At 71.0% G+C, this 16,605-nt stretch carries 12 protein-coding genes; 9 read left to right on the top strand and 3 right to left on the bottom strand.

Annotated elements, in window-relative coordinates:
- The first annotated feature begins 277 nt into the window (after window positions 1–277).
- Both AB0B33_RS27630 and AB0B33_RS27635 read left to right on the top strand, forming a co-directional pair.
- Window positions 278–1,075 carry an alpha/beta fold hydrolase gene (locus AB0B33_RS27630; protein WP_360776996.1) on the top strand — a complete coding sequence of 266 codons (798 nt, stop codon included), beginning with the start codon at window positions 278–280 and terminating at the stop codon, window positions 1,073–1,075.
- Window positions 1,072–1,830 (top strand): SDR family oxidoreductase, encoded by a 759-nt coding sequence (locus AB0B33_RS27635; RefSeq protein WP_360776998.1) that lies wholly within the window; start codon window positions 1,072–1,074, stop codon window positions 1,828–1,830. Before AB0B33_RS27630 ends, AB0B33_RS27635 begins: the two co-directional genes overlap by 4 nt.
- Here AB0B33_RS27635 and AB0B33_RS27640 read toward each other — a convergent pair.
- Window positions 1,815–3,350, bottom strand: a complete 1,536-nt coding sequence (locus AB0B33_RS27640) for a transposase (protein WP_360777352.1) — start codon at window positions 3,348–3,350, stop codon at window positions 1,815–1,817. The two genes, AB0B33_RS27635 and AB0B33_RS27640, sit on opposite strands and share 16 nt — an antisense overlap.
- A 153-nt stretch (window positions 3,351–3,503) precedes the next feature.
- Between AB0B33_RS27640 and AB0B33_RS27645 the strand changes: the two genes are divergently transcribed.
- The 5 genes from AB0B33_RS27645 to AB0B33_RS27665 all read left to right on the top strand — a co-directional run bounded on the left by AB0B33_RS27645 (window position 3,504) and on the right by AB0B33_RS27665 (window position 10,246).
- The gene (locus AB0B33_RS27645) at window positions 3,504–6,101 is read left to right on the top strand and encodes a bifunctional FO biosynthesis protein CofGH (protein WP_360777000.1); all 2,598 of its coding nucleotides are present in this window, start codon (window positions 3,504–3,506) and stop codon (window positions 6,099–6,101) included.
- A 44-nt stretch (window positions 6,102–6,145) separates the two neighbouring features.
- On the top strand, window positions 6,146–6,679 hold the full coding sequence (locus tag AB0B33_RS27650) for a DUF4232 domain-containing protein (RefSeq protein WP_360777002.1): 534 nt from the start codon (window positions 6,146–6,148) through the stop codon (window positions 6,677–6,679).
- A 111-nt stretch (window positions 6,680–6,790) separates the two neighbouring features.
- Window positions 6,791–7,645, top strand: coding sequence for an arpA protein (locus AB0B33_RS27655; RefSeq protein WP_360777004.1), 855 nt, complete (start codon window positions 6,791–6,793; stop codon window positions 7,643–7,645).
- Between the two features lie 19 nt (window positions 7,646–7,664).
- Window positions 7,665–8,486, top strand: a complete 822-nt coding sequence (locus AB0B33_RS27660) for a class I SAM-dependent methyltransferase (protein ID WP_360777006.1) — start codon at window positions 7,665–7,667, stop codon at window positions 8,484–8,486.
- The gene (locus tag AB0B33_RS27665) at window positions 8,483–10,246 is read left to right on the top strand and encodes a choline/carnitine O-acyltransferase (RefSeq protein WP_360777008.1); all 1,764 of its coding nucleotides are present in this window, start codon (window positions 8,483–8,485) and stop codon (window positions 10,244–10,246) included. Before AB0B33_RS27660 ends, AB0B33_RS27665 begins: the two co-directional genes overlap by 4 nt.
- Here the strand turns inward: AB0B33_RS27665 and AB0B33_RS27670 are convergent.
- On the bottom strand, window positions 10,232–11,155 hold the full coding sequence (locus tag AB0B33_RS27670) for an alpha/beta hydrolase fold domain-containing protein (protein ID WP_360777010.1): 924 nt from the start codon (window positions 11,153–11,155) through the stop codon (window positions 10,232–10,234). The genes AB0B33_RS27665 and AB0B33_RS27670 overlap by 15 nt on opposite strands.
- Entirely contained in the window at window positions 11,152–11,934 is a 783-nt protein-coding gene (locus tag AB0B33_RS27675; protein ID WP_360777012.1) for a methyltransferase domain-containing protein, read from the bottom strand. The genes AB0B33_RS27670 and AB0B33_RS27675 overlap by 4 nt, the downstream gene beginning before the upstream one ends.
- A gap of 198 nt (window positions 11,935–12,132) precedes the next feature.
- Between AB0B33_RS27675 and AB0B33_RS27680 the strand changes: the two genes are divergently transcribed.
- Together AB0B33_RS27680 and AB0B33_RS27685 are read left to right on the top strand one after the other, a co-directional pair.
- Complete coding sequence (locus tag AB0B33_RS27680; protein ID WP_360777014.1) at window positions 12,133–14,415, top strand: discoidin domain-containing protein; 2,283 nt, start codon at window positions 12,133–12,135, stop codon at window positions 14,413–14,415.
- Between the two features lie 12 nt (window positions 14,416–14,427).
- Window positions 14,428–16,602, top strand: coding sequence for a discoidin domain-containing protein (locus AB0B33_RS27685; RefSeq protein WP_360777016.1), 2,175 nt, complete (start codon window positions 14,428–14,430; stop codon window positions 16,600–16,602).
- Window positions 16,603–16,605 lie beyond the last annotated feature (3 nt).

The following is a 16,605-nucleotide window of genomic DNA, read 5'->3' on the forward strand; positions in this document are numbered from 1 at the left end:
TTTTTGGTGGGACACCCACTCAATCGCTTTCCGCGAGAGCTTGGTTCGTGTCCCGGTGGCCACCCGGTTTCCCTGGCGACTTGGAGAACTTTACATGCCCCGAAAGGGCCCGAAACAGGGGGGTCCCTTAACAAGATCAGCGCAGGTCAGACCCCGTGACGGACCCCGTCCGCGGCCCAGTCTGCCCCGAACCGCCCGCGAGCGCCAGGGAAAAACATTGCTCCGAGTACATTGCACCGTATTGCACCGCGCCAGTGCTCCGCTTAGCGTCGGCCGCATGAACCTCGCGCACGACGACCTCGGCCCGCGGGACGGCCGTCCGGTCCTGCTGGTCCACGGCCACCCCTTCGACCGCTCCCTGTGGCGGCCCCAAGCGGAGTACCTGGCCGAGCGGGGCCACCGGGTCGTGACCCCCGACCTCCGCGGCTACGGCGAGAGCAAGACCAGCGGGACCACCGGCACCAAGACCGGCCTCGACGTCTTCGCGGACGACCTCGTCGAGCTGGCCGACCACCTCGGGCTGGACCGCTTCGTGCTCGGCGGCCTCTCCATGGGCGGCCAGATCGTCATGCAGCTCGTCGAGGACCACCCCGACCGGGTCGAGGCCCTCCTCTTGGCCGACACCTTCGCCGGCCTCGACACCCCCGAGGTCAAGCAGGCGCGCATCGACACCGCCGCGAGGATCCTCGAAGAGGGGATGGCCGCCTACGCCGACGAGCTCCTCCCCAAGATGATCTCGAAGCGGACCCGCGCGACCAGGCCGGACGTCGAAGCGCACGTCCGGCGGATGATGCGCGACGCTCCCGCGGGAGGAGCCGCGGCCGCGCTGCGCGGACGTGCCGAGCGCCCCGACTACACGCCGACGCTCACCCATGTAGGAGTCCCCACCCTGGTCGTCGTCGGCAGCGAGGACGAGTTCACCCCCGTCGCCGACGCCGAGCTCATCCACCGGGAGGTGGCGGATTCGACCCTGGTGGTGATCGAAGGCGCGGGCCACCTGCCTAACCTGGAGCGCGAGACCGAGTTCGACGACGCCCTCAGTGCGTTCCTGACCGGAAAAAGGTTCACCCCATGACCCAGCAGACCGTGTTCGTGACCGGCGCGAGCGCCGGCTTCGGTGCCGCCATCGCGCGCCGGTTCGTCGCCGAGGGCGCCCGCGTGATCGCCGTCGCCCGCAGCGGGGACAAGCTCGAGAAGCTCGCCGGCGAGCTCGGCGACGCCGTCCTGCCGGTGCCCCTCGACGTCAGCGACCCCGAGGCCGTGAAGACCGTCGTCGAGCAGCTCCCGGAGGACTGGCGGGAGATCGACGTCCTGGTCAACAACGCCGGCCTGGCGAAGGGCCTCGAGCCCGCCCACCAGGCCCACCTCGAGGACTGGGACCAGATGATCGCGACCAACGTCCGCGGCCTCACGCACGTCACGCGCGCGGTGCTGCCCGGGATGGTCGAGCGCGGCCGCGGCCACGTGATCAACATCGGCTCGATCGCCGGCACCTACCCCTACCCCGGCGGCAACGTCTACGGCGCGACCAAGGCGTTCGTCCACCAGTTCAGCCTCAACCTGCGCAGCGACCTGCACGGCACCGGCGTCCGCGTGACGAACGTCGAGCCCGGCATGGTCGGCGGCACGGACTTCTCGAAGGTCCGCTTCGACGGCGACGCGGCCAAGGCCGGCAAGGTGTACGAGGGCACCACGCCGCTGACCGCGGAGGACGTCGCCGAGTCCGTCTTCTGGGCGGCCGGCCAGCCTGCGCACGTGAACATCAACGTCATCGAGCTGATGCCGGTGGTGCAGAGCTTCTCCGCGCTGCAGATCTACCGCGAGAGCTGAAAGAGGTCGGCCAGCGCCTGCTGCTCCGGGTCCAGCTCGGTCAGCAGGCGCTTCGCGCGTGGCCGCCCGCCGGTGGACGGGTAGCGCAGCGTCAGCTCGCCGATGCCGGCCAGCCGGTCGAGCAGCTCCCGGACCGACAGGTTCATGCCCGCCCGGTCCGCCTCCCGGCGCATCAGGTGGGTCACCATCGCCGCCAGCACCGACACCAGGCCGTGGGCCGCGATCCGCGCGCGCGTCCACTCCCAGCGCGGGGTCGGGCCGGTGAGCGCGGGCCCGGTCAGCCAGCGGAACGTCGACTCCAGGTGAGTGCGGGCGCGGTAGGCCGTGACGACGTCGCCGACCGGCCAGTCCCGGTCGGTGACCAGCACCTGCTTGCCGAAGAACTCGTCGTCCAGCCGGGCCAGGGCGGCGGCGTCGATCCGCCGTTCCACCCGGATCTCGCCGGGCCGGGTGCCGCTGAGCACGGCGGTGAGGACGCGTTCGATGCGCCGGCCCCGCGTGACCCGGCCGATTTCGGCGTGCACCTGCGCGCGGTCGCCGCGGTGGGTGCCGGCGGCCAGCGCCGCGGCCAGGCCGTCCAGCTCGCGGGTGGTGGTGGCCAGCTCGTCGGCGAACGCCCGGGACTGGGCCGCGTGCAGGGTCGCCGAGTGGGTCAGGATCACCCGGCGGCGGACCCCGTCGACCACCGCGTGCGTGTCCAGTGCGGTAAGCCCGGCGAACCGCTCGGGGTCGACGCGCTTGCGGGCGGACGCGGGCTGCGTCAGCAGTTCCGGGTGGTCGGTCAGCGGCAGCGAGCCGACGAACCCGCTGCGGGAACCGAGGTCGAGCTGCGCGGCCTGCCCGGCGTGGAAGACCAGCGTCGCCGGGCCCAGCTCGCCGGTCAGCGCGGCGAACGTCGGGGCGTTGTCGCGGCGGTACAGCCGCGAGGCCAGCGGGATGGCGCCGTCGCGGGTGACGCGCAGCCCCACGCCAGCGAGCACCTCGCGGCAGGCCGAGGGCAGCGTGCAGTCCGCGGGGGCGAACACGGCGAACTGCGGGACGTCGACGGCGAGAGCCTCGTGGTCGTCGAGCGTCTCGAGGACGGCGGTGGAAACGGTCTCCTCGATGCCCGCGATCCGCTGCGGGGTCAGGCGTTCGAGCGCCCGCCACAGACCATCCACTGTGGACAACTGGACCAGGTCCGCGGCCGGGCTCGCCGCCCACCACTGCCCGATCGGCGTCTCCGGCGCGGTCGCGCGGTGCAGCACCGCGACCGCGAGGCTCAGCCCCAGCGAGGGTTTCGACCGCACGACGTCGTCGACGCGGCGGACGAAGTCCAGCCGGGACAGCGTCGCCCACACCGCCGCGACGTCGCCGTACGTCCGGTGCGAAGCCGCGGCCGGTTCGCCGCCCGGGACGGCCCGGGCGATCTCGTCGGCCGTGCCGAGGTAGCGCTGGGTGACCACCCGGGGCTTGCCGTCGACGCGGGCGGACTCCGCCAGGTAGTAGTACGTCCGGCCGCCGATCTTCTTGCCGACCACAGATGCCACCCTTTAGGTAATACACCTCCGGCCGGTGATCGACAACCCGCCCGGCGCGCTGACCTGCGACGACGATCACGTGCTTCGATCGGGTGAGCCAGGTGCGGAACGCACACTGGCTGGTCGCGCGAGGACGGTCCTAGCGTGGGTGGAATGGGACCCGAACCCGACGCCACCACCCCGACCGCCTCCGCGATGCGCCGCGCGCTCGCCCGGGCGCGTGACGGGAAGACACTCGACGTAGCCGAGGCGGCCGTCCTGCTGCACGCCCGCGGCGAAGACCTGGGGAAGCTTTCCGAGTACGCGTCGCGCATCCGCGACGCCGGCCTGGCCGAAGCCGGGCGCGCCGGCATCATCACCTACAGCCGCAAGGTGTTCATCCCGCTGACCCGGCTGTGCCGCGACCGCTGCGGCTACTGCACGTTCGTCACGGTGCCGGGCCGGCTCGAATCGCCGTTCCTCTCGCCCGACGAGGTCCTCGACATCGCCCGCAAGGGCGCGGAGATGGGCTGCAAGGAGGCCCTCTTCACCCTCGGCGACCGCCCCGAGGACCGCTGGAAGGCCGCCCGCGACTGGCTGGACGCGCACGGCTACGACGACACGCTCAGCTACGTCCGCGCGATGGCCATCCGCGTCCTCGAAGAGACCGGCCTGCTGCCGCACCTCAACCCGGGCGTGCTGACCTGGCAGGACTTCCAGCGGCTCAAGCCGGTCGCGCCGTCGATGGGCATGATGCTCGAGACGACCGCGACCCGGCTGTGGAGCGAGAAGGGCGGCCCGCACTACGGCTCCCCGGACAAGGATCCGGCCGTCCGGCTGCGGGTGCTCGAAGACGCCGGGCGCAGCAGCGTCCCGTTCACCACCGGTGTCCTCATCGGCATCGGAGAGACGTTCGAGGAGCGCGCGGACGCGCTGTTCGAGATCCGCAAGGTCGCCAAGACCTACGGCGGCATCCAGGAAGTCATCGTGCAGAACTTCCGGGCCAAACCGGACACGAAGATGCGCGCGACCCCGGACGCCGACCTCGAAGAGCTGGCCGCGAACATCGCGGTCGCGCGGCTGGTGCTCGGCCCGAAGATGCGCATCCAGGCGCCGCCGAACCTGATCGGCAGCCAGTACGACCTGATGATCCGCGCCGGCATCGACGACTGGGGCGGCGTCTCGCCGCTGACCCCGGACCACGTCAACCCGGAACGCGCGTGGCCGCAGATCGACGAGCTCGCCCGGCGCACCGAGAAGGCCGGCTTCGACCTCAAGGAACGGCTCACCATCTACCCGGAGTACGTCAAGGCCGGCGAGCCGTGGCTGGACCCGCGGATCACGCGGCACGTCGCCGCGCTCGTCGACCACGAAACCGGGATGGCCCGCGAAGGCGCCATGCCGGTCGGCATCCCGTGGCAGGAGCCGGACGGCGGCTGGCAGGAGTCCGGGCGCACCGACCTGCACACCGAGATCGACACCACCGGCCGCACCGAAGACCGCCGCAGCGACTTCGACTCCGTCTACGGGGACTGGAAGGAGATCGGCGACCGGATCAAGACCGGGCCGCAGAAGTTCGACTCCACCGTCCTGGAAGCCTTGCGCAGTGCGGAAAAGGACCCGGCCGGGCTCTCCGACGACGCCGCGCTCGCGCTGCTGTCGGCCGAAGGCAAGGAACTGGACGCGTTCACGAAGCTCGCCGACGACCTGCGGCGGGAGACGGTCGGTGACGACGTCACCTTCGTCGTCACGCGGAACATCAACTTCACGAACGTCTGCTACACGGGCTGCCGCTTCTGCGCCTTCGCCCAGCGTCGCACCGACGCCGACGCGTACACGCTCTCGCTGGAGCAGGTCGGCGACCGCGTCGACGAGGCGTGGGCCGCGGGCGCGACCGAGATCTGCATGCAGGGCGGCATCCACCCGGACCTGCCCGGCACCGCGTACTTCGACCTCGCGGCCGAGGTCAAGCGCCGTCAGCCGGACATCCACCTGCACTCCTACAGCCCGATGGAGGTCGTGAACGGCGCTTCGCGGACCAACCTGTCCCTTCGCGACTGGCTGATCGCGGCGAAGGAGTCCGGCGTGGACTCGCTGCCGGGCACGGCGGCGGAGATCCTCGACGACGACGTCCGCTGGGTGCTCACCAAGGGCAAGCTGCCGACGTCGGAGTGGATCAAGGTCGTCACGACCGCGCACGAAGTCGGGCTGCCGACGACGTCGACGATGATGTACGGCCACGTCGACACGCCGGCGCACTGGGTCGCGCACCTCAAGCTGCTCGCGCGGCTGCAGCGCGAAGGCCTGGAGAAGCACGGCAAGCGCGGGTTCAGCGAGTTCGTGCTGCTGCCGTTCATCCACCAGAGCTCGCCGATCTACCTCGCCGGGCTGGCCCGCCCGGGCGCGACGCAGAACGAGAACCGGGCGGTGCACGCACTGTCCCGGCTGCTGCTGCACGGCATGATCGACAACATCCAGAGCTCCTGGGTGAAGCTCGGCACCGAGGGCAGCCGCGCGGTGCTGCGGGGCGGTGTCAACGACATCGGCGGCACGCTGATGGAGGAGACGATCAGCCGGATGGCCGGCGCGTCGAACGGTTCGTACAAGACGATCAGCGACATGCGCGAGCTGGTCGAACCACTGGGCCGCCCGCTGGTGCAGCGCACCACGGGCTACGGCCGCCCCTCGGCCGAGCGGCTCGCCGCGGCGGAGGCTTCGGACGGGGTGGCGACGGCGGTGCGCAAGCCGCTGCTGCCGCTGCTGACCCCGTGAGGTGGCGGGCGCCGGGTGACCGGCGCCCGCTATCGTTCCGGCGCATGGGGGTTTCTCGCATCGTGCCGCTTTTCGTCCTCGCGCTCCTGGCCGGCTGCGCCAGTCCGCCGCCGCCCGCTCCGGTGCCCACAGTGACGCCGAGCCCGAGCCCGACGTACGCGCCGCCGCCGTCGAGCGGGCTGTCCCTTTCGGTCGGACCGGTCGAAGCCGGGCTGGGGCACCGCGCGAGCGTGCTGACGCTGACCAACCGGGACACCGCGCCGCGGAAGGTCACCGGCTACCCGGACCTGAAGGTGCTGGCGGGTGACGGAACGGCCCTGGACGTCAAGGTCGAGCACGGCACTTCGTACTTCGCGCGCGACCTCGGGCCGCAGGACCTGACCGTCCAACCGGGCGCGAAGGTGGTGGCCGTGCTCGCCTGGTCGGCCACCGTCACTTCCGGCGACACGCGCACGGGCGCGGCGATCTCGGTGGTCCCGGTCCCTGGCGAACCTGAGCAAAAGCAGCCCCTCGACACCGATCTGGGCACCACGGACACCGTCACGCTCAGTTCGTGGGCCACCGAAATCGGCGGCTGATGACCTTGTGTCACCGCTCACAAACCCCCGGGTGACCGCCTGGGATCTGTGCTAACTCTTTCCTTCACGACCAGGGCAAGCACCGAAGCTTCACCTGCCGGAAGGACTTCGATGAGCACCTCCGTGGACACACTGGGCATGGTCGACACCGAGCGCTACCCCCTCACCGATCCGGGAAGCGCCGCCTGGCGGGAAATCGTCGAGCGCACGCGCGCGGACCTGGCCGAAGCCGGCTGCAGCGTGCTGGCCGACTTCGTCCGGCCGGAACTGCGGGAAGTCCTGCGCACCGAGTGCGCCGAACTCGAACCGCACGCGTACACGAAGATCGAAAAGGTCAACGCCTACAACACCGCGATCGGCGAACCGCTGCCGGCGGACCACCCCGGCCGGACGATCATGGAACGCGGCAACGCCTTCGTCGCCCGTGACCGGATCCCCGCGTCGTCGATCATCGACCGGCTCTACACCAGCCCGCTGTTCCAGCGGTTCGTCGCCGACTGCTTCGGCCTGCCGGAACTGCACGAGCTGGCCGACCCGCTGGCCGGGCTGACGATCAACGTGATCGCGCCCGGCCGCGCGCACCCGTGGCACTTCGACACGAACGCCTACACCGTCAGCATGCTGACGCAGGTCCCGGACGCGGGCGGCACCTTCGAGTTCTGCCCGGACATCCGGTCCACCGTCGACGAAAACTTCCCCGCGGTGCGGGCGGTCCTGGCCGGTGACACCCGCCTGGTGCGGCGGCTGGAGCTCCGCCCGGGCGACCTCCAATTGTTCAAAGGGCGCTTCGCCTTGCACCGGGTCAGTACGGTGGAGGGCGCGATCGCGCGGCATTCCGCGATCTTCGCCTACAGCGAGCGACCGGGGGTGATCGGCAGCGCGGAGCGGACCAGGCAGCTGTTCGGCCGGACCCTGCCCGCGCACCTCACCGGGAGCGCCGTTCGCGGCGACGAACTGCTCGACTGAGAGATCAGGAGCCTGGCCCGTGGCCTTCGACTCGACCGGCAAGATCTCGTTCGACCACATCTACACCGCGCCCGACCCGCGCCCGTTCTTCGGGACGCTGCGGCGCGTCGATTACCGCATCCCCCAGCTCGCGAAGCCGTACTTCGCGAAGCTGATCGCCGAACACCCCGCGGAGCGCCCGACCGTGCTCGACGTCGGCTGCTCCTACGGCGTCAGCGCGGCGCTCCGGCGGTGTGACGCCACGATGGACGACCTCTTCGCCCACTACACCGACCCGGCCGTGACCGCGCTGGACCACGCGTCGCTGATCGAGGCGGACCGGGCCCGGATCGTCGGCGACGGCGGCGCGCGGTTCTACGGTCTCGACGCGTCGGCGCCCGCGCTCGAGTACGCGCTTTCCACCGGGTTCCTCGACGAGGCGATCCACGCCGACCTCGAGCGCGAAGACCCGGACAGCACGCAGCGGAAGCTCCTCGACGACGTCGACCTCGTGATCTCCACCGGCTGCGTCGGCTACGTCACCGAGAAGACGATCTCGCGGATCGCGCGCGGCGCGCGGCCGTGGATGGCGCACTTCGTGCTGCGGATGTTCTCCTACGACCCGGTCGCCGAGAGCCTGGCCGAGCTGGGCTACGAGACCGCCGAGGTCGGCGGGGTGTTCCGGCAGCGGCGGTTCGCCTCCGCCGAGGAGCAGACGCAGATCCTCGACACCCTCGACGCCGCCGGCGTCGACCCCGCCGGGCTCGAGTCCGAAGGGTGGCTCTACGCCCGGTTGTTCGTTTCCCGTCCCGAAGGCGCGGCCGCACTGGCCGCCGCGCTCGAACCCCGCGAAGAAGGATGATCGTGAGCAGTCCGGACTGGTCCACCCGCACCTTCGGCAACGAGGAGCGGCTCCCCCGCGTCCCCGTGCCCACGCTGGAGGACAGCGGCCGCCGCTTCCTCGAGTGGTGCGCCCCGCTGCTGACCCCGGACGAACTCGCGGAGACCGAAGCGGCCGTCGCGGAGTTCCTGGCGCCGGGCAGCCCGGCGCACGAGCTGCAGGCCGCGCTCGAGGAGTACGACCGGTCCCCCGGCGTGCACAGCTGGCTCGACACGTTCTGGCCGTACCGCTACCTCGGCCGCCGCGACCGGATCGCGCTCAACGCCAACTTCTTCTTCCTGTTCCAGGACTCCCCGCTGGGCCAGGTGGAGCGCGCGGCCGAGCTGACCGCGTCCGCCGTGGACTACAAGCTGAAGCTCGACGAGGAGCAGGTGCCGCCGGTGCTGCTGCGCGGCACACCGCAGTCGATGGTGCAGCACAAGTACCTGTTCTCGGCGACGCGCATCCCGGGCCAGGTGCTGGACACCGCGCGCACGCCGTACCGCGAAGGCTGGGAAGGACCTTCGCGGGAGCGGCACATCGTCGTGTTCCACCACGACACCCCGTTCCGGATGGAGGTCATCGGCGGGGACGGCCGCCCGTACTCGCCGGCGCAGCTGGCGGAAACGCTGCGGGCGATCCTCAAGGACGACCACGTGGCCGAAGTTCCTCCCGGGCACTTCACCACGAAGGCGCGTGCGGACTGGGCGGATTCGCGGACCGCGTTGCTCGACGCGGGCAACGCGGCCGCGCTGGAGACGATCGAGACCGCGTTGTTCTGCCTGTGCCTGGACGATTTCGCGCCGTCGGACACGCTGGAGGCGAGTGACCGGCTGCTGTACGGCGACAACCGCTGGTACGACAAGGCCGTGTCGCTGATCGTCTTCGAGGACGGCACCGCGGGGATCAACGTCGAGCACTGCGAACTCGACGGCACCACGATCCTCGGCTTCACCGACGCGCTGCTGAGCGGTTCGCGGGCGGAGCGGGAGCCGGCTTCGGGCGTCCCCGGTTACGAGCCGGTCGACTTCACGCTGACCGACTCCCTCCGCGAAGACGCGCTGGCGGCCGGGATCGCCTTCCGGGCGTACGCGGACGCCACGGCGACGCAGACGGTGTCGTTCGGCTTCGGGGCCGACCGGGCCAAGGAGCTCGGGATGTCGCCGGACGCGTTCGCGCAGATGGCGTACCAGCTGGCGCACCGCCGCGCGAAGGGCCTGACGGGGGCGACGTACGAGTCGATCGCCACCCGGCAGTTCCGCAACGGCCGCACCGAGGCGATGCGGGTCGTCACGCCGGAGGTGGTGCGCTTCGCCGACGTCCTGACCGACCCGGCCGCGTCCGCCGAGGAGAAGCGCTCGGCGTTCCGCGCGGCGGCGGCCAAGCACGTCGCGCGTGCGAAGGAGTGCCAGGCCGGGGACGCGCCCGAGCAGCACCTGTGGGAGCTGCAGCTGATCGGGAAACGGCGCGGGGACACCTCGGAGCCGGCGCTGTACTCCTCACCGGGCTGGCTGAAGACCCGCGACGACTACCTGAGCACGAGCTCGGCGCCGTCGGTCAACATCCAGTACTTCGGGTTCGGCTCGACGAGCCCGCAGTGCATCGGCATCGCGTACGTGCTGCTGCCGGACCGCTGGAACATCTACCTGAGCACCCCGAAGCACGTGTCGGCGGAGATGCACCGCTTCGCCGGCGAACTGGCGGTCGCGGTGCGGGAGCTGCAGGAGCTACTGGCCGAGTAGGCGGTGCAGCCAGGTCAGCCGGGCGGCTCGGGCCGCCCGGCTGATCGCCGCCTTCGGGGCCAACGAGGCGAAGCCGTGGAAGCCGCCCGGCCACACGTGGAGCTCGGCCTCGCCGCCCGCCTGCCAGAGGCGGGACGCGTACGCCACCACCTCGTCGCGGAACGTCTCCGCCGTGCCGACGTCCAGGAACGCCGGGGGCAGGCCGGACAGGTCCTCGGCGCGGGCCGCGGCCGCGTACGGCGGGACGTCGGCGGTGCCGCGGCGGTCGCCGAGGTAGGCCGTCCAGCCGACGTTGTTCGCCGTGCGGTCCCACAGACCGCGGCCGTCGAGGTCGATCGCCGACGGCGTGTCGTTGCGGTCGTCCAGCATCGGGCAGAGCAGCAGCTGGCCGGCCAGCGCCGGGCCGCCGCGGTCGCGGGCCAGCAGCGCCGTCGCCGCCGCGAGGCCGCCGCCCGCGCTGATGCCGCCGGCGACCAACCGGCCCGGGACGTTCTCGGCGGTCCAGCGGAGTCCGGCGTAGCAGTCCTCGACCGGCGCCGGGTACGGGTGCTCCGGCGCCAGCCGGTACCCCGGGGAGACGACGGTCAGGTTCGCTTCGCCCGCCCAGTCCAGCAGGTTCGGCACGTCCGAGCCGAGGTGGCTGCCCACGATCGTGCCGCCGCCGTGGACGTAGTACAGGACGCCCGCGCTCGCAGCCGGCGCCAGCACCAGCAGCGGGACGTCGCCCGCGTGCTCCTCCGAGACGCGGTACGCCGGGTACGCGGCCGCCAGCTCCGCCACGGTCTTGTGCTCCACGGCGTTCAGCTCGCGGCGGCCCGGGATGTCGGCCGGCGAAGCCAGCGGCGGGCGCAGGGCCCGGAGCGCTTCGACGATCGGCGCGAGCTCCGGGTCGAACGGCGGTGGCGTCATGCCGTCGGGTCCGAGACGACGAGCACCAGCGAACCGTCGAACGTCGGCTGCTCGCGAAGCTTGCCGTAGCGGCGGTCCCAGGTGCCGTCGTCGAGGTCGTGCTGCAGTTCCGCGGCGAAGCGGTGGTGCACGCGGTCGTCGACGAAGCTCCACGCCGAGCACGACAGCCGCGCGCCCGGGTCCAGCAGCCGTTCGGGCCGCGCGTAGTAGGCCTCGTTGAAGCCGTCGGTGCAGTCGCTCGGGATGGGCACGCCGATGATCGACGTGTGCCCGCCCAGCCCGTCGGCGATGTCGTCGACCGACGGGTAGCGCCGGGCCTCGGTTTCGATCACCTCGGGCGCGTAGTCGAGCAGCCAGAACCGCCGCAGCAGGGCCGGGTCGCACGTCAGGACGGCGACCGGGCCGCGGGTCACGCGGCGCACCTCCTTCAGCCCGGCCCAGAGGTCGTTCCACTGGTGCACGCTGAACGTGCTCATCGCGCCTTCGAACGCGCGGTCCGGGAACGGCAGCTTTTCGGCGACGGCGTCCACCGCGGGCGGCAGGCCCGGCGGCCGCTGCGCGCGCATCGACGCCGACGGCTCGACCGCGGTCACTTCCCGGTCTTCCGGCTCGTACGCCCCGGCGCCCGCACCGACGTTGAGCACGGTCCGCGCGTCGCCCAGCGCGTCGAGGAGGTACTGGCCGATCCGGGGGTCCGGCTTGCGGTAATCGGTGTACACGCCACCGATCGCGCCGTAATCCGCGTCCCCTGCGCTGCCGTCGGCACGTCGCTGGCTCATGCCCAGAAACTATCAGCGCGGCCCGACGTCGGGGGCGTTGCTCCGCGGGGTGCAACCGAACGTCGGGCATCCGGCGCAGTCGTCACTTCCTGTCGCAAACTTGCGTAAGTTCGTTCAACTATTGCGATTTCTTGTCCAGGATTCGTATGATCCCGGTCACAGAGGTCCCCACCTGCTGCGGAAAGGCCAGTGCCGCCCATGTCCCTCAGCTCTGTCTTCAGCGCGCCCAAAAGTGCTTTCACAGCGCGGTACGGCGCGCTAGCCGCCGCCGTGATCGCCGCCGCCGGGCTCACCATCGCCGCCGCACCCGCGGAAAGCACGGCGCTCGCCGCCGGCCGCGGTGCCACCGTTCCCTTCCTCGAACAGGAAGCCGAAAACGCCGCGACGAACGGGTCGGTCATCGGCCCGAACCGCGCCGCCGGCACGCTCGCCGGCGAAGCGTCCGGCCGGAAGGCGGTCACGCTCTCCGGCCAGGGCCAGTACGTCGAGTTCACGCTCACCGCGCCGGCCAATTCGATCGATTTCCGCTACAGCGTCCCGGATGCCGCGAACGGGACGATCTCGCTCTACGTCGGCGGCACCCACAACCGGGACATCGCGCTGACGTCGAAGTGGGCCTGGTACTACGGCTCCTACCCGTTCACCAACAACCCGGGTGACGGGCACGCGCACCACTTCTACGACGAAACCCGCGCGCTGCTCGGCACGTCGTACCCGGCCGGCACCAAGATCAAGCTGCAGGTCGACGCGGGCGACGTCACCCCGGCGACGATCGACCTCGCGGACTTCGAACAGGTCGGCGCCGCGGCGACGCGGCCGGCGAACTCGGTGTCCGTCACCGATTACGGCGCCACCGCGGGCGACACGAGCGACGACGCCGGCGCGTTCGACTCCGCCGTGGCCGCGGCGAAGAGCCAGGGCAAGGAGGTCTGGATCCCGTCCGGCACCTTCACCCTCGGCCACCACGTCACCGTCGACCAGGTGACGATCCGCGGCGCCGGGCCGTGGTACTCGGTGCTCACCGGCCCGCGCGCCGGGATCTTCGGCAAGGGCGAACCGGCGAGCTGCGGGACGTCGACCTACCCCGGCAACGCGGCCGTGCCCGGTACGAGCAGCGCCGTGAAGCTCTACGACTTCGCGATCATCGGCCAGGTCGACGCCCGCGTCGACTGCGACCAGTCCAACGCCGTCGGCGGTGCGCTGGGCGGCGGCTCGGTCGTGCAGAACCTGTGGCTGCAGCACACGAAGGTCGGGCTGTGGCTGGACGGCCCGTTCGACGGGCTCACCGTGTCCGGCAACCGGATCCTCGACCAGACCGCCGACGGGCTGAACCTGCACCAGGGCATCAGCAACGTGACCGTGACGAACAACTTCCTGCGCAACACCGGCGACGACGGCCTCGCGATGTGGTCCGAGCACGACGCCGACCACCACAACACGTTCTCTTTCAACACCGTGCTGCTGCCGATCCTCGCCAACAACATCGCGATCTACGGCGGGCACGACAACACCGTGTCCGACAACGTGGTGGCGGACAACCAGGACCAGGGCGGCGGCCTCCACATCGCCAACCGGTTCAGCGCGGTGCCGCTCTCGGGGACGACGACGGTCGCGCGCAACACCGCGATCCGCACCGGCGTGCTCGACTCGAACTGGCAGTTCGGCGTGGGTGCGCTGTGGTTCGACGGCCGCGACTCGGCCATCACCGGCCGCGTCGACGTCACCGACCTCGACCTGCAGGACAACAACTACGAGGCCATCCAGTTCATCGACAGCGCCACCACCGACGTGCACTTCACGAACGTCCGGATCACCGGGGCCGGCACGTTCGCCTGGCAGATCCAGGCCAAGCCGGCCGGGTCGGTGAAGAACGTCGTCGCGACCGGGGTCGGCCGGGCCGGCGTCTACAACTGCATGGGCCCGGACGCGATGGCGGGCCTGGCCGACCAGGGCGGGAACTCGGGCTGGACGACGACGTTCTGCGGCTCGTGGCCGACGCCGGTGTACGGCTCGGACAACGGCGGCACGACGACCACCCCGCCGCCGACCACGACCCCGCCGACCACCACCACGACGCCGACCCAGCCGGGCGGGAACCTGGCGCTGCACAAGAGCGTCACCGCTTCCGGCTCGCAGGGCGGCTTCCCGCCGGCCAACGCCGTCGACGGCGACGCGAACTCCTACTGGGAGAGCGCGAACAACGCGTTCCCGCAGACGCTGACCGTCGACTTCGGTGCCACCGTCGGCGTTTCGCGGCTGGTGCTGAAGCTGCCGCCGTCCTCGGCGTGGGGCACGCGCACGCAGACGATCTCGGTCGATGGCGTCAAGGCCGCCGCGGGCTACACGTTCAACCCCGCCTCGGGCAACACCGCGACCATCACCTTCCCGGCGACGTCGGCGCGCACCCTGCGCCTGACCTTCACCGGCAACACCGGCTGGCCCGCCGGGCAGCTGTCCGAACTCGAAGCCTATTCGTCCTGAGAGGTGCTGACGATGTCCCGCATTCCGGCTCTCCTCGCCGTGGCGCTCGCCGCGTCCGGCCTGACCGTGCTTTCCGGCGCCACCCCCGCCGCCGCGGCCACCTGCCCGACGACCGCTTCCGGCGGCGCGAGCGTGCCGTTCCGGACCGTCGAAGCCGAATGTTCGGCGACGAACGGCTCGGCAATCGGCCCCGACTACACGCAAGGCAGCATCGCCTCGGAAGCCTCCGGGCGGCAGGCCGTGCGCATCACGACCGGCCAGTACGTCGAGTTCACGCTGCCCGCGGCGGCCAACGCGATCAACGTCCACTACAACCTGCCCGACGGTTCGTCCGGCCGGCTTTCGGTCTCGGTCAACGGGTCCAAGCTCGCACTGCCGGTGACGTCGCGCTACACCTATGTGGACACCGGCTTCATCACGGGCTCGAAGACGCACCACTTCTTCGACGACGCCCGCGTGCTGCTCGGGCAGAACCTGGCGGCGGGCGCGAAGGTCCGGGTGCAGGCCGACTCCGGTGACGTCGGGCAGGCCACCATCGACCTCGCCGACTTCGAGCAGGTCGGCGGCGCGGGCACGAAGCCGTCCGCCGCGCTGTCGGTGACCGACTACGGCGCCACGGCGAACGACTCGTCGGACGACTCACAGGCGTTCCGCAACGGTTTGTCCGCGGCGCGCTCGCAGGGTAAGGAGCTGTGGATTCCGCAGGGCCGGTTCGAGATCGGCTCGGCGCTGCAGATCGACCAGACCACCGTCCGCGGCGCGGGCCCGTGGTACACGGTGTTGCACGGCAACAACATCTTCAACAACGGCAGCGCGTCCGGCAACATCAAGCTGTACGACTTCGCGGTCTTCGGTGACGTGACCGAGCGCAACGACGGCAGCCCGGACAACGCGTTCCACGGCGTCCTGGGCAACGGCTCGGTCGTCAGCGGGTTGTGGATCCAGGACACCAAGTGCGGGCTGTGGCTGATGAACGGCGCGTCCTCGAACCTCACCATCGAGAACAACCGCATCCTCGACACCCAGGCCGACGGCGTGAACTTCGACGGCGCCGTCACGAACTCGACGTTGCGCAACAACTACCTGCGCAACAACGGCGACGACGGCCTCGCGCTGTGGTCCAACGGCCAGGCCGACTCGGGCAACTCGCTGCTGAACAACACCGTCGTGCAGCCGAACCTGGCCAACGGCATCGCGTTGTACGGCGGCTCGAACAACACGGTGAGCGGCAACCTCGTCCAGGACACCAACGCGCTCGGCGGCGGCTACCTGGTCGCGAACCGGTTCAACTCGGTGCCGCTCGGCGGCACGGTGACGCTGTCGGCAAACACCGCGCTGCGGGCCGGGGCGCTCGACCCGAACTGGCAGTTCGGCGTCGGCGCGCTGTGGTTCGACGCGCGTGACCAGGCGATCACCGGCGTGACGATCCGGGTCACCGGGTTCACCGCGATCCAGAGCCCGTACGAGGCGATCCAGTTCATCGACGGCAACGGGCAGGGCAAGCAGATCCAGGGCATCACGATCGACGGCGTTTCGGTGCAGGGCGCCGGCACGTTCGTGGCGCAGTCGCAGACGCAGGGGTCGGTGTCGATCAGCAACCTCAGCGCGTCCGGCGTCGGCGTGACCGGGACGTACAACTGCCCCTACCCGGCGTCGATCCCGAAGATGACGTTCGGCGGGTCCGGCAACAGCGGCTGGACCGGCACCTGGAGCGACTGCTCGACCTGGCCCGCGCCGAACTCGGGCCCGCCGCAGCCGCCGCAGTCCGGTACGAACATCGCGAAGGGCAAAGCGATCAGCGCGTCGGCGTCGCAGGGCGGGTTCCCGCCGTCGAACGCCAACGACGGCACCACCGCCAGCTACTGGGAGAGCGCGAACAACGCGTTCCCGCAGACGCTGACGGTGGACCTGGGCGCCGCGGCGTCGATCAACAAAGTGACGCTTCGCCTGCCGCCGTCGTCGGCGTGGGGCGCGCGGACGGAGACGGTGACGATCTCCGGCAGCACCGACGGCGGCTCGTACACGACGCTGGTGGGTTCGCGCGGCTACGCGTTCGACCCGGCTTCCGGCAACACGGCGTCGGCCTCCTTCACGGCGACGTCGCAGCGGTTCGTGCGGCTGACGTTCACCGGCAACACCGGCTGGCCCGCGGGTCAGGTGGCCGAATTCGAGGTGGCCGCCGCCTAGTGT

It is taken from the genome of Amycolatopsis sp. NPDC049159 (genome assembly GCF_040648295.1).
Lineage (GTDB): Bacteria > Actinomycetota > Actinomycetes > Mycobacteriales > Pseudonocardiaceae > Amycolatopsis > Amycolatopsis pretoriensis_A.